General features: G+C 51.2%; 15 protein-coding genes. 8 read left to right on the forward strand and 7 right to left on the reverse strand.

Features of this window, described 5'->3' with window-relative positions:
- Positions 1 to 6: 6 nt before the first annotated feature.
- Positions 7 to 2,292 (forward strand): putative bifunctional diguanylate cyclase/phosphodiesterase, encoded by a 2,286-nt coding sequence (locus tag BM185_RS00440; protein ID WP_091957684.1) that lies wholly within the window; start codon positions 7 to 9, stop codon positions 2,290 to 2,292.
- Here the strand turns inward: BM185_RS00440 and BM185_RS00445 are convergent.
- The gene (locus tag BM185_RS00445) at positions 2,232 to 2,948 is read right to left on the reverse strand and encodes a DUF3047 domain-containing protein (RefSeq protein ID WP_091957687.1); all 717 of its coding nucleotides are present in this window, start codon (positions 2,946 to 2,948) and stop codon (positions 2,232 to 2,234) included. The two genes, BM185_RS00440 and BM185_RS00445, sit on opposite strands and share 61 nt — an antisense overlap.
- Before the next feature lie 91 nt (positions 2,949 to 3,039).
- On the opposite strand from BM185_RS00445, the gene BM185_RS00450 reads away from it, so the two are divergent.
- The 3 genes from BM185_RS00450 to BM185_RS00460 all read left to right on the forward strand — a co-directional run bounded on the left by BM185_RS00450 (position 3,040) and on the right by BM185_RS00460 (position 5,513).
- Positions 3,040 to 3,720 carry a TIGR04283 family arsenosugar biosynthesis glycosyltransferase gene (locus BM185_RS00450; RefSeq protein ID WP_245751640.1) on the forward strand — a complete coding sequence of 227 codons (681 nt, stop codon included), beginning with the start codon at positions 3,040 to 3,042 and terminating at the stop codon, positions 3,718 to 3,720.
- Entirely contained in the window at positions 3,717 to 4,319 is a 603-nt protein-coding gene (locus BM185_RS00455; RefSeq protein WP_091957691.1) for a TIGR04282 family arsenosugar biosynthesis glycosyltransferase, read from the forward strand. Before BM185_RS00450 ends, BM185_RS00455 begins: the two co-directional genes overlap by 4 nt.
- 177 nt (positions 4,320 to 4,496) lie before the next feature.
- A complete protein-coding gene (locus tag BM185_RS00460) occupies positions 4,497 to 5,513 on the forward strand; it encodes a phospholipase A (protein ID WP_091957694.1) in 1,017 nt (338 codons plus the stop codon).
- A 5-nt stretch (positions 5,514 to 5,518) separates the two neighbouring features.
- Here BM185_RS00460 and BM185_RS00465 read toward each other — a convergent pair whose 3' ends face one another.
- The 3 genes from BM185_RS00465 to BM185_RS00475 are packed head-to-tail and all read right to left on the reverse strand — an operon-like array spanning position 5,519 to position 8,370.
- Positions 5,519 to 6,133, reverse strand: coding sequence for a LysE family translocator (locus BM185_RS00465; protein ID WP_091957697.1), 615 nt, complete (start codon positions 6,131 to 6,133; stop codon positions 5,519 to 5,521).
- 19 nt (positions 6,134 to 6,152) lie between these two features.
- A complete protein-coding gene (locus tag BM185_RS00470) occupies positions 6,153 to 8,135 on the reverse strand; it encodes an exoribonuclease II (RefSeq protein ID WP_091957699.1) in 1,983 nt (660 codons plus the stop codon).
- A gap of 4 nt (positions 8,136 to 8,139) precedes the next feature.
- Complete coding sequence (locus tag BM185_RS00475) at positions 8,140 to 8,370, reverse strand: hypothetical protein (protein WP_091957702.1); 231 nt, start codon at positions 8,368 to 8,370, stop codon at positions 8,140 to 8,142.
- Positions 8,371 to 8,478: 108 nt separating this feature from the next.
- Between BM185_RS00475 and BM185_RS00480 the strand changes: the two genes are divergently transcribed.
- Complete coding sequence (locus BM185_RS00480) at positions 8,479 to 9,312, forward strand: carbon-nitrogen hydrolase family protein (protein ID WP_218149353.1); 834 nt, start codon at positions 8,479 to 8,481, stop codon at positions 9,310 to 9,312.
- Here BM185_RS00480 and BM185_RS00485 read toward each other — a convergent pair.
- Positions 9,283 to 9,687, reverse strand: coding sequence for a DUF488 domain-containing protein (locus tag BM185_RS00485; protein WP_091957704.1), 405 nt, complete (start codon positions 9,685 to 9,687; stop codon positions 9,283 to 9,285). The two genes, BM185_RS00480 and BM185_RS00485, sit on opposite strands and share 30 nt — an antisense overlap.
- A gap of 102 nt (positions 9,688 to 9,789) precedes the next feature.
- On the opposite strand from BM185_RS00485, the gene BM185_RS00490 reads away from it, so the two are divergent.
- On the forward strand, positions 9,790 to 12,240 hold the full coding sequence (locus BM185_RS00490; RefSeq protein WP_091957707.1) for a YbeU/YbeR family protein: 2,451 nt from the start codon (positions 9,790 to 9,792) through the stop codon (positions 12,238 to 12,240).
- Between the two features lies 1 nt (position 12,241).
- Here the strand turns inward: BM185_RS00490 and BM185_RS00495 are convergent, their stop codons facing one another.
- Positions 12,242 to 13,219 (reverse strand): glutathione S-transferase family protein, encoded by a 978-nt coding sequence (locus tag BM185_RS00495; protein ID WP_091957709.1) that lies wholly within the window; start codon positions 13,217 to 13,219, stop codon positions 12,242 to 12,244.
- A gap of 136 nt (positions 13,220 to 13,355) precedes the next feature.
- On the opposite strand from BM185_RS00495, the gene BM185_RS00500 reads away from it, so the two are divergent.
- Complete coding sequence (locus BM185_RS00500) at positions 13,356 to 14,213, forward strand: GGDEF domain-containing protein (RefSeq protein WP_177203421.1); 858 nt, start codon at positions 13,356 to 13,358, stop codon at positions 14,211 to 14,213.
- Complete coding sequence (locus BM185_RS00505) at positions 14,188 to 16,224, forward strand: site-specific recombinase (protein WP_218149354.1); 2,037 nt, start codon at positions 14,188 to 14,190, stop codon at positions 16,222 to 16,224. Before BM185_RS00500 ends, BM185_RS00505 begins: the two co-directional genes overlap by 26 nt.
- Here BM185_RS00505 and BM185_RS00510 read toward each other — a convergent pair.
- A complete protein-coding gene (locus BM185_RS00510; protein ID WP_177203422.1) occupies positions 16,221 to 18,359 on the reverse strand; it encodes a GGDEF domain-containing protein in 2,139 nt (712 codons plus the stop codon). The two genes, BM185_RS00505 and BM185_RS00510, sit on opposite strands and share 4 nt — an antisense overlap.
- Between the last annotated feature and the right edge of the window lie 88 nt (positions 18,360 to 18,447).

Consider the following 18,447-nt stretch of genomic DNA (forward strand, 5'->3'; position numbering starts at 1 on the left):
AAGGTTATGCAGGAGTTCAATAAAAGCCTGGTGAAGTGCCGTCTCTGTTGGCTAGTGACTGGGGCGGTCTTTGCTGCCATCCTGCTGATTGAGGCCATTATCCTGCTGCCTTCCTATTTTAATTATGAAAGGGATCGCTTGCTGGCGCTTCAGGAAGCAGGCTATCAGGCGGTCAAAGCCTTGCCGGAACTGGATGCCGCCCATCTGGAGCATCTGGTTGACCAGACGCTGGTGGAAGGTGTGCGGGTGCAAACACCTCAGGGCGAAGTGACTCTACAAAGCGGTGAAACCCTACAGACTCGGCCTAAGCCTGGAGAGCGGCTGCAAAGAATCGAAGCAGGCCAGAGAACCGAAGTGATTTTCCCCGCAGGCCGGTTGCTGAATGAACAAGAGGTTTTACTGCGCCTGAATACTGAGCAGGTCGCCGGGGAACTGATTGCTTTTGTTTGGCGGATTATTGGCCTGATTCTGTTGATTGCTTCGGTGGTCACAGTAACAACCCTGCTAGTTCTGCAATATTTGGTGCTGGGCCCTGTTCTTTTACTACGCCAGCAGATGCAAAGAGCATCCGAAGACCAGCAGCATTACTTGAATTATTTGGGCACCCTGGATCGTCAGGACGAGTTGGGGGATCTGTCGATAGAGTTTGATCGACTGTTGCAAGTCACTGCTGGGCGCTTGGCTTCCTTGGCTCGCTTTCCTGATGAAAATACCCAGCCGGTAATGCGCGTTGATCCCCAGGGGCGCTTGCTCTATGCCAATAAAGCCAGTCAGCCCCTTCTGGATCATTGGCAAGTGAAAACGGACGAGCTTTTGCCGCAGCAGTGGCAGCAAGTGGTGTTGAGTGTACTGGAGCAAAACAAGGGTCACTCGCTGGAGTATCAGCTGGAGGAACAGTGGTTTGCTTTTCAATTGGTGCCTTTTCCCGAGGCGGGTTATATCAATCTTTATGGTTCAGATATCACCGAACGCAAGGCCTATGAAGAAAGCCTCAGGCATCAACGCAACCATGATCAATTAACCAACCTACCCAATCTGGCCCTGTTTCAGGATCGCTTGTCGCAGGCCTTAACCCGAATGCAGGCTGAGGATAAACCCCTGGCGGTTCTGGCATTGGGACTCAAAGGCTTTGCTGCGATTAATGGTGTTGCTGGGCATGAAGCGGGTGACCAGGTTTTGAAAGAAGTGGCGCAACGTCTGCAAGCACAAATGGAACCGGGCATGACTCTGGCCCGCATTGGCGGCGATATTTTCGGGGTCTATTTGCCCGGTTATCGGGATTTGAATGAAGTGGTCAGCTTGGCCGAGCGAATGATAGCTGCCGTGGTTCCTGCCTATCAATGGCAGGGCAAGTCCCTTAATTGCGATGCTCGTGTTGGTGTAGCCCTCTATCCAGATGATGGTAAGGATTATTCCAGCCTGATTGCCAAGGCTGATTTGGCCTTGACCAGTGCTGGTGGTGCCGCTAATCAGCAGGTCAGCTTTTTTGTTACTGGCTTGAATGAGCAGCTGCAAAAACGCAGTCAGCGTTTGGAGCAGTTAAAACTGGCCTTGCAGTGTGGCGAACTGGAAGCCTGGTTTCAGCCACAGGTGGATGGAGCCAGTGGCCGTATTCTGGGTGCAGAAGCTCTGGTGCGCTGGCGTCATCCTGATGAGGGCCTGATTTCCCCCGCAGAATTTATTCCCCTGGCTGAAGAAACCGGTCTGGTGATTGAGCTGGGTCAGCAGGTGTTGGAGCAGGCCTGCCGTCAGGCGGTGCTCTGGCGGCAAAAACCCGGTTGGGAAGCTTTTAAGATAGCGGTGAATCTTTCCACCGTGCAGTTGAGTGACTCAAAATTAGTCCACCAGGTGAAAGCCGTGCTGGAAGCAACAGGTTTACCAGCTGAGGCGCTGGAATTGGAGATCACCGAAAGTGCAGTGATGGATAACACCCAAGAAGCCCTGGTGGTTTTGAATCAGCTCGCCGACCTGGGAGTCAGCCTGTCGGTAGATGACTTTGGTACCGGACATTCATCCCTGGCTTATTTGAAAAGCCTGCCGGTGAGTAAAATTAAAATTGACCGGGCTTTCGTCAAGGACTTACCGGATGACTTGCAGGACAAGGCACTCTGTCAGGCAGTGATTTCCATAGGTGCAGCCCTGGATCTAAAAGTACTGGCCGAGGGTGTGGAAACCCAGGCCCAGGCAGATCTGCTGATGCACCTGGGTTGCCTGAGTTTTCAGGGTTATTTTTATGGACGTCCTTCACCCGCCGCTGAATTTTCCGGCGGTTCGGTTGGACAACCCGGATGAGTTTCACTGGCACTGAGGATCAGGTCGGAATACCAGGCCTGGGCTTCGACCTGAGCATTGTCACCATCGCTCATCAGTGCCAGGGCCTGTATCTGAGGATCACTGTTGTCAAAGTAGCTGGTAAAATCCTCAATGAGATTACGGCTCTCAGCAACCCATTGACTGAGCTGATCATCGCCCGATTGCAGAGCGACCAGATGAGCACGCGAAGTAAAAGCATTGGGCCAGTCACTGCCTTGAGGTTTTTCACTGGCCCAAACATAGTTCAAAGCCTGTACCTGCCAGCGGAAAAAACCGGTTGAAGCCACCGCATACACTCTGGCTGGGTAATCATCACCTGCTTTAGTGGTTTCATCCAGGCCAGGATAGGTGTTACTGATCCGCCAGCACCAATGTAGCCAGGGCGTCTGCTTTAAGTCAGGTTCACCTTCCCAGCCCAGGCCTGAAGCGGCTTGCTGGGTATGGGCAAAGAGCACCTGCTGGTCACCGGCCTGGACTATTTTATAGTCCGTTTGGCCTTTGAAGCTTTCTGTTTCCCAGCCTTCTAATCCGGTTTGGGAAAAAGCGGGGGGCTGCTGCTGGTCGGCATAAGCACCAACGGCGAAAAGGCCCAGCACTAAAAGCTTGATCGGTGTGGCAAGGCAGAAAACCTGCATGACAACATCTCCTGAAAAATAGTATCTAAGGGGTTTTCCTTAGTCGTTAACTAAAACTCTTTCTTACAAGAGTACAAGAGGATGAATCACTTTGGTTGCAGCCAGCATTATTATTCCGGTGCGTAATGAAGCCAGGCAGTTGCCTGAACTCTTAGCGGGTCTTCAGAGGCTTCGCAATCAGGGGTGTGAGTTGATTTTGGTGGATGGGGGCAGTACGGATGCCAGCCTGGATCTCGCTAGAGAGCAGGTGGATCAGTTACTAACCAGTCCCCGAGGGCGTGCCTGGCAGATGAATACAGGGGCTCAAGCGGCTCAAGGTGAGTGGCTATTTTTTCTGCATGCCGACACTCGATTGACGCCTGCTGCTGAAGCACGCCTAATGCAATTGGCAACCAGCCCAACCCCTGCCTGGGGGCGTTTTGATGTGGTTATTCAGGGGCGGCATCCCCTGTTGTTTTTGGTCGCAGGCTTGATGAATGCGCGTTCACGGCTGACAGGCATAGCAACGGGTGATCAGTTGATGTTTATGCACTCTTCCCTTTACCAGGCGGTTGGTGGTTTTCCTGACCAACCCCTGATGGAAGATGTGGAAATAAGCAAGCGGCTGAAAAAGTTAAGAAAACCGCTTAGCTGCCAAGAAAAAGTAATCACCTCGGGCAGGCGCTGGGATGAACAAGGCTTTTGGCGCACTGTGGGTTTAATGTGGTCCCTGCGTTGGCGCTACTGGCGAGGTGTTTCGGCACAACAGCTGGTTAAGGATTATTATTCATGAATCTAGACTTGGCAGTGCTGGCCCGTGCACCGGTGCCGGGGCAGTGTAAAACTCGCCTGATTCCCGCGCTCGGGGCCGAAGGCGCAGCTGACTTGCATACCCGGCTGGTCAGACACACGCTAAACCAGGCGATGCAGCTACCTTCAGCTCAGGTGACTCTCTGGACAGCCGGTGACCCTCAGCATCTTTTTTTTGAGCAACTAAACAGCGACTGGCCTACCCTGAAAAGATGCCCGCAACCCGAAGGTGATCTGGGTCAGCGCATGCATCAGGTGTTTGTCAGTAATAACCGGCCTACCTTGTTGATGGGTAGTGATTGCCCTCTGATTACCCCAGAACTGCTAGAAATCTGTGCTCAGTCCTTGAGCGAAAAACATGCGGTTTTTTTGCCTGCTGAAGATGGGGGTTATGCTCTGGTTGGTTTAAATCAACCCTGCCCGGCTATTTTTCAGAATCTAAGCTGGGGGACTGAGCAGGTGATGCAACAGACACGAGCAATCATGCAAGAACTAGGAGTCCACTGGTCTGAACCGCAAGTGGTCTGGGATGTTGACCGACCGGAAGATGTCCAGCGTCTAAAGCGTAAGCCATTTTTTTGAACGTTAATTCAACGCTAAAGAATTTGAAACACTTGCCCATGGTGAACGCTTGCTTGAACTGGGGTGTGAGCTGGCTCAGGATTATGGGATTGCCCGGCTCTTGCCCGCTGAACAACTGTTAGAATGGACACGGCGTTGGCAGCAAGAGCCACAGTGGACAAGTTAAGGACCCTTTAAATGACGTTTCGCTTTCTTCTGGCACTTCTTTTGTGTTGGCCGCTTTGGGTGGCTGCAGAGGAGTCTTCTGAATCTCAAGGCCCTGATACTGAGGAAGCTGCGACTGCTGATCAGGCTGAAGATCTGCGTAGTCGCATTTCAGAGTATCAGCTATTGTTGCGTGAAACCCTGGTGGAATACAGCCAGTTGGTTAGAGATTACGAATTCGAATATCAGGAAACCAGCTTGGAAAGGCGTCTCAATCAGGAGCGTCAGCTAGCAGCTAATCCCTTCTCTTTTACTCCACACAGACGCAACTATATCCTTCCTGCTAGCTATTCAAGCAACCCCAATCAGGAGCGCTTTGAGTATATTCAAGAAAATACGGACCTGGACCCGGTAGAAATCAAGTTTCAGTTGAGTGTCAAAGTCCCTTTAATGGAAGATTTGTTTGATAATCGCGGCAGTATTCACTTTGCCTATACTCAGACTTCCTGGTGGCAGGCCTACAACAATGATGCTTCCAAGCCCTTCCGGGAAACCAACTATACCCCTGAAATCTTTTTTACCTATGCCAATGGAACCCGCTTTCTCGGCTTGAACAATAACTGGAACCGTTTTGGGTACGCGCATCAATCCAATGGCCGCACCGAACCTCAGTCCCGTAGCTGGAATTATTTATATGTCAGCTCAGTTCTGTCGCGGGGTAACTGGATGCTGGAAGCGACACCGCGCATTAAACTGCCAAGATTTCGGGGTGAAGACGATAATCCTGATTTGGAAGATTATATTGGCTATCTGGATTTGAGTTTGGCCTACACCCGTTCCAGGCATGAATATGTGCTAACTCTCAAGGGCAATCCCCAGACTGAAAAGGCAGGCGCTCAATTGGATTGGTCTTTTCCGGTGTATGGGCGTTTACGAGGTCTGATACAGGGTTATGCCGGCTATGGCGAAAGCCTGATTGACTATGACCACGAGAATTATCGGATTAGTATTGGCTTTCAGTTTACCAATCAGCTCTTTGGTGATTACTAGTTTTTCTACAGGGTCACCACTCTGAGTGCCAACAACAATAACAATACCCCCGTAATACGGTTGATCCAGAGAGCATGCCGCTGTAACCAGGGGAGTACCAGGGAGTGGGAAAGCCCGTAGGCGACCAGCAGATACCAGCCGGTATCAATCATCCAGGCCGTGGCTGCCAGAATGAGTTTACCTTCCAGAGCCTGCCCGGGCTGAAGGAACTGAGCAAAGAGGGCGACAAAAAAGATGGCAATTTTGGGATTAAGAAAAGCCACCAAAAAGCCATCTCTAATGGCGGCCAGTAAGGAGCCTTCACCCAAGCCTTGCGGTGTTTGTAGCTGCCCGGAACCGGCGGCACTTAGTGCTTTCCAGCCCAACCAAGCCAGGTAGGCAGCGCCTGCATAGGTGAGCAGGCTGAAAACCAGTGGCTGCTCGGCCAGGAGATGACCCAAGCCGAGTACGACCAAGAGGGCATAGAGGCCAACCCCGGCACCATGCGATAGGGCCGCCAGCATGCCTTGCCAGCGCGACCCTTCCAGAGTATGTCTTAATACCATCGCCAAGCTGGGGCCGGGGGAAACAGCACCCAGCAGGCAGATACTGGCGACAGACAACCAGGCAGCAAAAGTCATTGTTAGATAGCTTCCAAAATTAAGCAGCCGGACGGGCGATCAGATTACGCTCATCGACACGAACTTCGCTGAGCTCAACCTGGATTTCATCGGTCAGTCGGTAAATCACTTCGTCCTTCAAGAGGATCCAGCCATGCTCAGCATCACAGGTGAGCTCATCCTTGTTGCTGTGAATACTGGAAGCGGGCACAAAGACTACCGCGCCGTTAGCCAGCAATTTGGCTCTCAAACCACCCCGGTTAATGCTGATAATTTGCGCCTGAAAGCGTTCACCGACTTTAGGCTCTAAGAAGCGGGCATAAAGCCAGTCTTTAACATCTCTTTCCGCCATGCGATTGATTTTGCGTGCGGCGGTCAACTCTTCGGTGAGTTCAGGTTCCAGGTGTGGCGGTTGAGATTGGGCCAGCACAGACTTGATCAAGCGGTGGTTGATGAGATCACCATATTTGCGAATGGGCGAGGTCCAGGTGGCATAGCTTTCAAAGCCCAGGCCAAAGTGAGGTCCGGGTTGCGTGGACAGCAGGGAAAAGCCCTGGTGTTTACGAAGCCGCGAATCCAGCCAACCGGAAGGCAGATCATCCAGCGCCAAACGCAGGTGGCGGAAACCCGCCAGGGTGTCCAGATTTTCAGCAGTGAAGGCTTCCTCATGGTAGGCCAGGCCCTGCTCCTCGATTAGCTTGAGGGCATTGGCGACCTTCTCAGGATCAAAACCCTGATGCACATTGTAAATACCCTGGCCTATTTCACGGGCCAGAAAGTCTGCTGCGGCAACATTGGCCAGCAGCATGGCTTCTTCAACCATTTTATGAGCCAGGCGTCTTTCTTCCACCTCGATGTCGGTGACCCGACCCTCACCATCAAGAATAAAGCGGTAATCCGGTTGGTCTTTAAAGACCAGCGCATTGTCATGCCGCCACTGCAAGCGCTGTTCAGCAAAGGCTTTCAGGTGTTTGAGTTGTTCGCCAATCACATTATTTTCTGGCTGCCAGTCTCCCTGGCCTTCCAGCCAGTTGGAGACTTCCTGATAATCCAGCTTGGCTTGAGATTGAATCCAACCTGCCTTGAATTCAGTGGTTTCCAGCAACTTGCCTTCTGCATCCAGGTTTAGGGTAGCGACTAGGGCCGGACGTTTTTCACCCGCTTTCAGTGAGCAGAGATCGTCAGAAAGCTGTTTGGGTAGCATGGTCACGGTGCGTGCAGGCAGGTAGAGGGTAAAGGCCCGCGCCTTGGCTTCGATATCCGCAGCACTGCCTTCGGGTACATAGGCGGAAGGGTCAGCGATAGCCACTTGCAGCTGCCAGCCGCCTTCAGTGCGCGGCGTAATGCTAAGCGCATCATCCATATCCTTGGTGGAAGCACTGTCGATGGTGAAGAAGGGAATGTTGGTCAGGTCTTCCCGTACCAGGCCTTCAAGGTCGGTCAGGGTCCAGTCTTCTTCGATGACTGGCTGCTCATGGGGTAGGGCATGACGCGCCAAAATCACCCACCAGGGGGCGTAGTGATCGTCCTTTTTGGCAACCAGCTCAGTGACTTCAATAAAAAAACTGTTGTCCTTGGGTTTTAGGGGGTGGCGTTCCAGGTGGGCAACAACCCAATCACCATCTTCCAGGTCTTGCTCATTGAGCCCGGATACGCACTTGCCTTTCAGCGCCAGGTTAAAGTTGGGTTGGTCGGGCACTACTGCTAATCTGCCTTTGATCTTCTGAACGCGACCGATAAAACGGCCAAGCCCGGCTTCCAGCAGTTCCTCAGGCTCAGCGACTTCACGTTTTTCGCCCTTGCGGTCTGCTTCTTCATGCAGGATAGCTTTGACTTGATCGCCATTGAGCACCTGTTTCATATAGGGGGGCGGAATAAAATAGCGCTCGCCCTTGTCGGTTTCCAAAAAGCCAAAGCCTTTATCCGTGGCTTTAATGCGACCTTCAACGCGAGGTGTGGATTCGCGCAATTGACCTTTGAGCTGGGCAAGAAGGTCATTGTTTTTCAGTAGTGCGTTTTGCATGCAATCAGTCTCTTGTCGGTTCCCGATCGGGAATCATGTATTCCTGGATTTGTTGTTGGCGCAGTTCACTGGGACTGGGGCCGATGAAGTGCCCGTACCATACCGGGCTGGTGGCCACCAAAAAACCAAGGACTGCCATGCTGGTGCCCAGCAGTTTACGTTTGGGGCGCAGGTTGAGGCCAAGGATAACGATGGCCAAACCGATGAAGTGCAAAAAGAAAATGCTGGGTGCCATAACGCTTCCTGAAGTTGTTGGCGGTAAGACTCAAGAGTAAACTGGCATTTTAACTTAGAAATAGCCGGTTAACTATGTTGCTTTTCTAGCCCAGGAGTGCCTAGTCCTATGATGCATCCAAGAAGTTTTTCCCACCTGGATGCTGCTGTTACCCTGACAGCAGTGCAGATGAATACCAGTGATGACTGGCAGGGCAACCTGGCGACTGCCGAGAAACTGATTACTCAAGCGGCTGAAGCCGGTGCCCAACTGGTTGCTTTGCCGGAGTTTTTTCCCTTACTGAGCAAAAAACTGGAAGATCGCCTGGCCTTGGCTGAAGAAGAAGGGCAGGGGCCTTTACAGGAGGCCTTGTCAGCCCTGGCTGCTCGCTTGGGAATTTGGTTGGTGGCTGGCAGCCTGCCGTTAAAAACCTATGTTGAAGACAAAACAACCAACACCTGTCTGGTTTATGGTCCCGATGGCCGCCAGGTTGTACGTTACGACAAAATTCATTTGTTTGGCTTTCGAAAAGGTGATGAAAGCTATAACGAAAGCGCGACCTTTGTACCTGGCGATCAGCCGGTGACCTTTGATACCCCTTTTGGCCGAGTCGGTTTGGCGATTTGCTATGACCTGCGTTTTCCTGAACTTTTCCGTGCCTTGCATCAAGTGGATGTGCTAGTTGTCCCTTCAGCCTTTACGGTGCCTACCGGGCAGGCGCATTGGGAGCTGCTATTAAGGGCCAGAGCAGTTGAAAATCAGTGTTATGTTCTGGCACCTGCTCAGGTCGGAAGCCACGCCGATGGCCGTAAAACCTGGGGCCATAGCCTCTTAATTGACCCCTGGGGCGAGGTTATGTCCTGTTTGCCCGAAGGGGAAGGCTTGGTCAGTGGTGAGCTAAATGCCCAGCGGCTGGCTGAAATACGCCGCCAGCTACCGGCCTTGAATCACCGTCGACTTTGATTCTTCGCTAATTTCCTGGTCATGCCACAGTTCCAGGGATTCACGCAACAAAGAGACGTGGCTCTGTTCCGGTTCTCTTTCCAGAGCCAACAGAGTCACCTTGCCTTTCTCAGCCAGGCTTTTCAGCGAGCGTAGTCGCTCAGGGTGGGTATAGAGTTCATTACGATAAAGTCGGGCAAAATCCTTCCAATTGATTTCGCCTTGTGAATATTGGCGCTTAAGGGCGCTACTGGGTGCGGTATCCCGCCACCAGTGATCAACACCCAACTCATCTCTATCCCGTCCATAAGGCCATAGACGATCGACTAAAATGCGGATACCGTCATCTTCTTCTCGGGGCGCATAGATCCATTTAACAAAAATTGGGTATTTCATGGTCTTTTTCCGTGATTCTTCAGTGAAGGCCGCGTCTCACTCAGTTAGAATAGACAGCTTTTCTGCTGGCTGTTAAGTCTTTAATTCCCCTGGGGGTAGTGTTTGTCTGTTTCCTTGTCCACCTGGTTAAGTCCTCTTTTGCACTTGTCTCAGGATGATCGTGAGAACGCCGAGATTTTGGCTGAACTCCGCCTGAGCCAGTTGGCAGATGCCTATGCTTTTTTGTACCAAGCCTGGCAGGATAAGACTGCCAATAAACTGCTAACCAGTATACAGGTTATCGCTTCCCTGGAGCGATTGCACTGGTTGGAAGCAAATGAAAGCCAGGCTTGGTTGGCACTCTTTGCACAGCGCTTGCAGCAGATATGTCCCGATATCGGCAGCCTCTTCAATGAACTTGAGGCCAGTGGCTACCCTGAATTACGTTTGGCGTTACTGCGAGAAGCCCAACTGGATTGTTGGTCAGAGCCTTTGGATGTTCCCTGGGTGCTGCGACCGGATCAACGTCATTTACCCCCTGAGCTGCAAGTGCGTTCCACCCCTCTGGGTTATGCTCTGGCAGTGCGCTCGTCCAGCTTTGTTGTGTATCGACAGCCCTTGAAGGATGCCGCCTATTTGCGGGAGCGTTTTTGGCCGGATGTGCAAGCCACGCTGAATAACTATTGGCAGGTGCATAATGCCAGTGACTGTCAGCAATTAATCTATTGGTTGGGTGGTCAAGGCCAGCGTTATGCCTGGCAGCTGGATTTTGAATGGTTAAAAACAGCTTCAGACGAAGAACGTCTGGAGTGGCGACAAGAACTGCCTGAAGGCATGGAAAACTATGCCGAGCTGATGGAAGAAAGTGTTGGCTCCGGCCTGGAAACCCTGGACGTGGCAGCCTGGGACTGGGTGCGCATGGCGGACCTGGCTTTGGCAGGCTATCTGGCGGGCTATTTTACCGCAACTGAATGGCGAAGCTTTGCTTTGGTTGCGCTTTGGCTACTGCGTAGCCGTTATGGCTCCTGGGAAGAGGTGGCTGCCAGTTATTTGCAAGGCTATCGTTTTTGGCAGACTCAGGCTGATTTTACTCTGAGCCCTGAGTTGGAAACGACCTGGCAACAGCTACTGACACTGCCTTTTTCACCTATGCAGCAGTTGGATTGGCAGGCATTGTCTTTGGATCATCCGGATTTTCGGGATGCTTTGAGTCATTATTCAAAACGTTTGGATGATCCGCTGATGCTGGCCAGCCTTCTTGCCAGCTTACGGGATGATGTGAGCCTACTAACAGGTCTGGCTGTGGATGACCTGCCGGAGAGTCGCCGTCACGAGGCCAGAGACTATCTTTTTGCGGGTCTGGATATTCACCCGGATGAGAAATTGACGCCTACTCTGGCGCGCTTTTGGCAACCTGGACGCGTCCATCATTATGACCAACTGGCACTGAACTGCCGGGTTGGTAAAGTTCCGGTTTTACCTGCCAACCTGGCTGCCGTCGATGAGGTTTGGGAAGCCTGGCAAGAGCAGTCTCCGCTGCTGGCCGATCAGGTTAAGCATCCTGCCGGTATCGTGATGGCAGAGAAGTATGCGTTTTATCTGGTTAAAGCCTTGGAGACAGGGCACTACTCGCTGAAAGAAATTGAGCAGCTGGCCTTGGCTTTAAAAGAATACTTAAGCTGGCATTATCCTTCCGCTCAGGCTCTGGTAGAAGCCTGGTTGGGCTGGGATGAAGTGCTGAGTTTGAGTGGTGAAGAAAAGCCGCTGCTTGCTGAGCTGGCTTGGCATCTTAAGGATCCAGGAAGTCTGTTTCGCTTTTTACCCTGGAAACGGCCACCAGTACGCTTTACTGAACCCGGCAAGGCGGTTAGCGAAGCGGATTTAGCGACTCTGAATCTGGTAGGGCCTTTAACCGGTATTCATTGGTCCTGGCCGGAAAAACTGCCTCAGCACCCGCGTCAGGAATTAAGAAATCTGCTTCAGGAAACCCATCTTTTTCAGGATGCTGAAGATCTGACTGATTTTCTCAATCATCTGTTGCTTGCCGGAGATCGTCAGGAATACATGATTGCCTTTTCTCCCTTTACCCTGAATAGCGAACGCCTGGATATGGAAATCGAAATCCAGGAACAGGATGAACGGGATGAAGAACAAGAAGCCTACTACCAGCGACTGCTAAGAGTGAAAAATAATGCGCTGGGCATCAATGATTTGGATTTGACTGCCTGGGACATGGCGCAATTGGTTGACTTGGCAGTTGCTGGCTATCAGGTAGACTGGCTGGATGAAGAAGCTCTGCAACAGTGGCTGGCCAAAGTCCGTAAACAAATTACCAGTGAATACCATGGCTGGGCAGACTTTGCCCAGGCACTGCTGGCGGGCTACAACTTTTTTATGAATGAAACCGAAAACCGGGATGAGTTACTGGATATTTTTAGTCAGCGCCTACTCAGCTTGCTGGTCGCTGTCCCGGCTCAGGCTGGGCTTTGGTACACTCTGGCCTGGCCGGGAGAGAAGCAGGGGAGCTGGAATCAGTCAGCAACCAGCTTAACTGGAAAAAGGCGGTTGCACTGATTCAGAGGTGATCCCTTTGATGCGGCTGCTCCAGATCCAGTTCAGGGCCCAGAGGTACCACGCGGGTCGGATTGATCATATCGTGGCTCTGATAGTAATGGCCTTTGATATGCTGGAAATCAACCGTTTCCTTCACCCCAGGCCACTGGTAAAGCTCACGCAGATAGCCAGAGAGATTCGGGTAGTCGGCAATACGCTTGAGGTTGCACTTGAAGTGGCCGACATAGACGGGATCAAAACGAACCAGCGTGGTAAAAAGTCGCCAGTCTGCTTCAGTCACCCGGTCACCTACCAGATAACGCTGCTTGCTCAGTCGCGTATCCAACCAATCCAAGGCCTTGAATAGAGGAATGACCGCCTCTTCGTAGGCTTGCTGGCTGGTGGCAAAACCCGACTTGTAAACGCCATTGTTGACCTCGTCATAGACCCGCGCATTGACTCGATCAATTTCTTCGCGCAGTTCTTCAGGGTAGTAGTCCCCTTCCAAAGCGCCGACTTCATCAAAGGCAGAATTAAGCATCCGAATAATTTCAGCCGATTCATTACTGACCAGGGTGTTCTGCTTTTTGTCCCAAAGCACAGGCACAGTTACGCGGCCTGAATAGTGGGGGTCCGCCGTCGTATAAACCTGGTGCATAAACTTAGCTTGATTAACACTGTCCTGGATAACACCGGGCCCATCTTGAAAGGTCCAGCCATTTTCTGCCATGTACCAATGCACGACGGAAACACTGAGCATCTCTTCCAGGCCTTTGAGCTTGCGGAAAATCAGCGTCCGATGCGCCCAGGGGCAGGCCAGGGAAACATAAAGATGGTAGCGCTCAGGTTCTGCTTTGAACCCGGCTTTACCACTGGGTCCAGCACTTCCGTCAGGGGTTACCCAATTACGAAACTGGCTTTTGGAGCGCTCAAAGCGCCCACCTGTTGAGTCCGTGTCATACCACTGGTCATGCCATTGGCCTTCAACAAGAAGTCCCATATTACCTCCGATCGCTAGAAAATTTTCTCCAGTATAGGGTAAAACACAACGGTCGACAGGTTTTGATGTCTCGTGTATAAGCAGTCAACCTTAACAATTAAAGGCTTAGGTGATGACCAAGCAGGAAACGAAGGATATGGATCACTTTCTAGGTGATCTGAGGCGTGCCTTAAAAGCGCAGGAACGCTACTTTTTGAATGTGATCTTCAAGTTGCAATTTCCTGATCTTGAAGGTGGCCTGGATCCTGGATTTTCGATAGAAGCAAGTAGTGGCTTTCAGGAATGGCTGAGCGATGTTTATCTGGAAGAAGTGGACTCCAGCCCCTTCTATCGACGGCTATTGGTACAACAGGAACAGATACGGAAAATGACTGAAGAGCTGCTCATCAAGGCCAGTGAGCAGCAATTGGATTCAGCAGACTTTGCGACCTTCCTCAGAGCGGTGCAGCGTTTCAATGAGTTGGGCGATCAGCTACGTGTGCAAATTACTTCATCACTGATCGAGTTGGATGAATTAACCGGTCTTTACAACCGCAATGTTATGGAAAGAGATATTGAAGATGAGTTGGAATCTTCAAGGCGAAGTGGGCGTTCTTTTTCAGTAGCTATGCTGGATCTGGATCATTTCAAGGCGGTTAATGATACTCATGGTCATGCCTTTGGTGACAAAATCTTGCAGCAGTTGGCTGATAACATGGAAGCAAGCGTCAGACCCTATGACCGAATTTATCGCTACGGTGGTGAAGAGTTTCTGGTTTTATTGCAAGATACCCCTCTGAAAGCAGCTGTAGGTGTGCTGGAGCGCCTGCGAAAAACCATTGCATCCAAGCCTATGGGTGATGATGAATTAATGATTGATGTAACTGTTTCAGTAGGGGTGATGGGTTCAGAAGAGTTGAACTCAGTTGAAGCCTTGATCGAAGCAGCTGATGAGGCACTTTATTCTGCAAAAGAAAAGGGACGTAATCGTGTCGAAGTCGGCCCCGTTGGATGAATTTCTAGACAATTTGCAAGCCACTGAAGGTGCTCTGCAGTTAGCAAAACTCTTGGTAAGCTGGTTTCGTGAAGCTGGCCCCAAGCAGGCTCCTGAAGCTTTTACGGCTTTTCTGGAGTGTTTACAGCGGCAGCCGGAGCTGGCTTCTCACCTAGCTCATGAATTCTGCTTAGGTCTTCAGGAAACCCATATCTATCCTGCTTTGGTGACCCTGGGTATTTTTTCGCGTCGTGGATTTACACGAGAATTTATCAGCCGCCTTTATGACCGAGTCAATCCAGCACCTCGCGACCTGGATAACTTGAAAGATGTTTTGGGCCTGGTGTTTGATGACAGTAAGGATGCTCTATGGTTTGCCACTCTGCCAAGGGATGCTTGGCTGCAAGTTTTTCAGGCTATTCATCGCTATTTGGATGTCAGTGAACGGGTAACCTTGGACAAGCACTTTTACAAGGAAGGGCTCCATGCTCTCGAAATGTTGTCGATCTGGGTTGCAGCCGAGGAACTGGAGCCTGATTTGATGCGTTTGGATAAGCGCTTAATTGAGCTGGACTCTCCACTGGTGGCTTTGCAGCGTGAAATGCAGCTGATGGTTGCCAGTGCCTGGAAGCGACTGGAAGAGCCTGAATATCCGCTTCAGGATCCGGCTCATTTATGGGTCATGCTGGATCAAAGTCATGAACAGGTGGCGCGATTACGCCGCCGGGGGGCTGGTTCAGGCTCATCGGTTGGTTTGGCTCACTTGCTGGAGCGGTTGGACCAAACTTTAAACCGTATGCAGACGCTACTGAAGTTGCTAACTAGCAACCAACCTGAAGAAAAGTACCAGGTTCAAGCCAAGCTAATTCAAGAGCTAGTGGAAGCCAGCATCGAGAAAAAAGGAGTTCGTTCCCTCTGGCAAAACTCTACACGGATGCTCTCGCGCAGTATTACCCAGAATAAAAGTGACCACGGTGAGCATTATATTGCCAAGGACAGGAAAAACTATTGGGCTTTAATTAAATCGGCTGCCGGGGCTGGCTTGATCATTGCCCTCATGGCCTGGATTAAAATTATGCTGGAAAGCCTGGGGCTGTCCCGAGGTGTAGAAGCTCTTTTGGTCAGCCTGAATTATGGTCTGGGTTTTGTCCTGGTGCATCTGCTGCATTTTACTATTGCCACCAAACAGCCAGCGATGACCGCAGCCAGTTTTGCGGCTGAAGTGGAAAAGGGTGAAAATGCACGAGCCAGCAACCGCAAGCTGGCAGATCTACTCATCGATGTGAATCGCTCTCAATGGGCAGCTGTGTGGGGAAATGTAAGTACGGCTATTTTGTTGGCGATGGGGTTATCGCTGCTTAGTTATTGGCTATTGAATCAGCCCTTGCTGACTGAGCAGCAGGTCGCTTACCAACTCAGTGCCTTGGCCCCAATCACTGGCCTGGCCCTCTTTTATGCGGCAATTGCCGGTGTCTGGCTCTTCTGTTCCGGCATTTTGGCTGGTTTTTTTGATAACCGGGCTGACTATTTGGAACTACGTCTACGCCTCCGTTACCACCCGCTTATGGTTAAGCTTTTCAGTGAAAGGCATCGGGAACGCCTGGCTGATTATCTGCACGATAATTATGGTGCCCTGGCGGGGAATTTCTTATTTGGAGTTCTCTTGGGCATGACGGGTTATCTGGGGTATCTCACGGGCCTGCCTCTGGATATACGCCACGTTGCCTTTTCTTCAGCCAACCTGGGCTATGCCAGTATTAGTGGTTCTTTGGGCGTGTTGGAGTTTTTGCTCAATTTGCTGTGGGTGCTGATGATCGGTTTTGTGAATCTCTGGGTGAGCTTTTCACTGGCTTTAAGTGTTGCTCTTAAAGCCAGAGGAACTCAGATCAGCAGTTTTCGTGAGTTATTTTCCAGCCTGGGAGGAGCCATAGCTCAACAGCCGCTGGCCGTATTTTTCCCGGTCGCCCTGATGAAAGCTGGCCTGGCTAAAAATCAGCAGCCAACGGCAGCTGAGCAGTCAGACGATCACTAAGCATCTTTGTTATTAGCCATCTCCACCCGGTTGCGCCCTTTTTGTTTAGCCAGATAAAGCGCCCGGTCGGCAGCTTTAAGCAGCTCCTGAGCTGTGAGGGCTTTGCAGGGCCAGATGGCAATGCCTGCTGAAAGTGTCATTTGGCCCAGGTTTTTGCCCTGATAGTAGAGGTTTCTTGCAGCTAGCTGAGAGAGCAATTCCTGGGCCCGTTTCAAGGCTATGGCTTCACTGGCACCGGGCATGATGATGACAAACTCTTCTCCCCCAAAGCGACAGGGAAGGTCTGTTTCTCTAAAGTGCTCTTGCAGTAGGCTGGCCAGATTGCGCAGCGCCTGATCACCAGCATCATGACCATAGGCATCGTTGAAACTTTTGAAGTGATCCAGGTCGCACATGAGCACGGCAAGCGTTGATTTATTGCGCTTGGCCAAGCTGACTTCGCGCTCCAGAGATTCATCCAGGTAACGACGATTTTTTAATCCGGTCAGGGCATCTTCATAGGAAAGGCGTTGCAAATCCTGACGTAGTTTGATGCCGGTTAAGGTCATCGAGAGGCGATCAGCAGCCCGCCCGATAAATTGAGTTAGCTGTTCCAGTTGCTGCTGGTCATCCAGAGAGGTATCTGGCTGCAGCTGCAACCAGGCGAGAGGCTGACGGCCCAGCTGCATATCTTCGATCATTAGCATCCATTTCATGTGATCGTTGGCTACTTGGGAGTGGACATCAAAGGGCTTAAAAATCACTTGATAAGGCCGGAAGAGTTCTGAAAATCTTTGCTCCAGGAATTTGCAGGCCTCTTCCAAATGGTTGCAAGTCTCCAATTGGGTTACCGTTTCTTCCAATTCCTGGTTATAGCGATTGAGTAAATGGAGCTGGTGAGAACGTTGTCTTTCCAGTTGGGCGTAGGCTTGCAGGGAGGCTGTACGCTGACTGATGCGTTCTTCCAGAGTGGTATTGAGTTCTTGAATTTGTTTTTGGGTACGCTTGTAGTCAGTAAGCGCCAGGACCAGCAAAGTCAGTCCAAAAATCAGCACCCCCAGAGAGAGCGGGAAGCGACCCCAGGGTAAAAAGCCATGAGCCACTGCCATGTCTACTAGTAGGAAAACAGAGAGTACCCAGAAGGCCAAAATAACCAGCATTTCGTCTTGTTGCAGTTGTTTGAAATGACGGGCGGTTAGGTAAAGCAGCAAGGCAAGACTTAAGGTGAAAAGCAGATCAAAAACCGGGTAGGTGATGGATAGTTGCACCCAGCCCAATACAGAAGCAAGAGTCGCCAAGGCCAAATATCCCAGATGTACAAAGACCATATAAGTGGCTAACTGGCGGTCCAGGCTGCCAACCCATTCCTTAAGCAACAGGTAAATAAACAAGGGTAGGCTGAAATAGGAGGCGGCTGCTAAATAGGTACGAAAAAGTGGCGCATCCAGAATCAACTGAACGGCCTGGTTTTCTCCGAGCAGCTTGCCAGCGGCAGCCAGGAGCAACAGGCTCAGGTATAAAAAGGACTTGCGGGTCGTGGCCTGCATGGCCGCAAACACCAGTGCCAAGAGAGCGACCAGCACACAAAACAGAATCACCAGTAAATCAAACCAGGAGGTGTCAATGATTCTGAGTAGTAGATCGGCTCTTTCGATGAGCTTGACCTCGCCCCAAAGGCCTATGTCGGTATAGTCTGAATAAACTCGAAAATAGAGTGTTTGGCCTGCAAAGTCTTCGGGTAGCTCTATCAGGTGCCAAGGCCAGCCTGCAAAGCGCCCCTTGCCTTCTTCATCCAGCTTTCCAAAGTGATAGATTTTTTGTTCGCCCAGATAGACTTCAGCCAGTAAATCAATGCTGTAAATATAGATTACCGGGTCTTGCCAGTGATTCTCGGGGAGCTGGGTACGATACCAAACCTGCTCTTGGCCTGAGCGGTTGGGTGGGTTGGAAGGAAAGGCTAGGGAATGCCAAGCTTCAGGTTCATCAGCCTGAGTCCATTCAGGGCCCTGTTCGTTAAAAGGTGAATCTCCCCAGCGATACTCCCAACCTACCAGGTGAAGACTGCTTGCAGCAGAGGGCAGTGACCAAAACAGGCCGATCAGAAGTAGCCAAGCTATTCGTGTACATGCCAATCGGTATAAAAAAGTGAGCAGCATGCAAGCTCCAATAAAGGCTGATCTTTCCAGCATTCTTCCCTAATTTACTCGGATTTACCATACTTCAGTGGCTGAATTTATGCCTGCC

This window comes from Marinospirillum celere (assembly GCF_900112235.1).
In the GTDB taxonomy this organism is placed as follows: Bacteria; Pseudomonadota; Gammaproteobacteria; order Pseudomonadales; family Halomonadaceae; genus Marinospirillum; species Marinospirillum celere.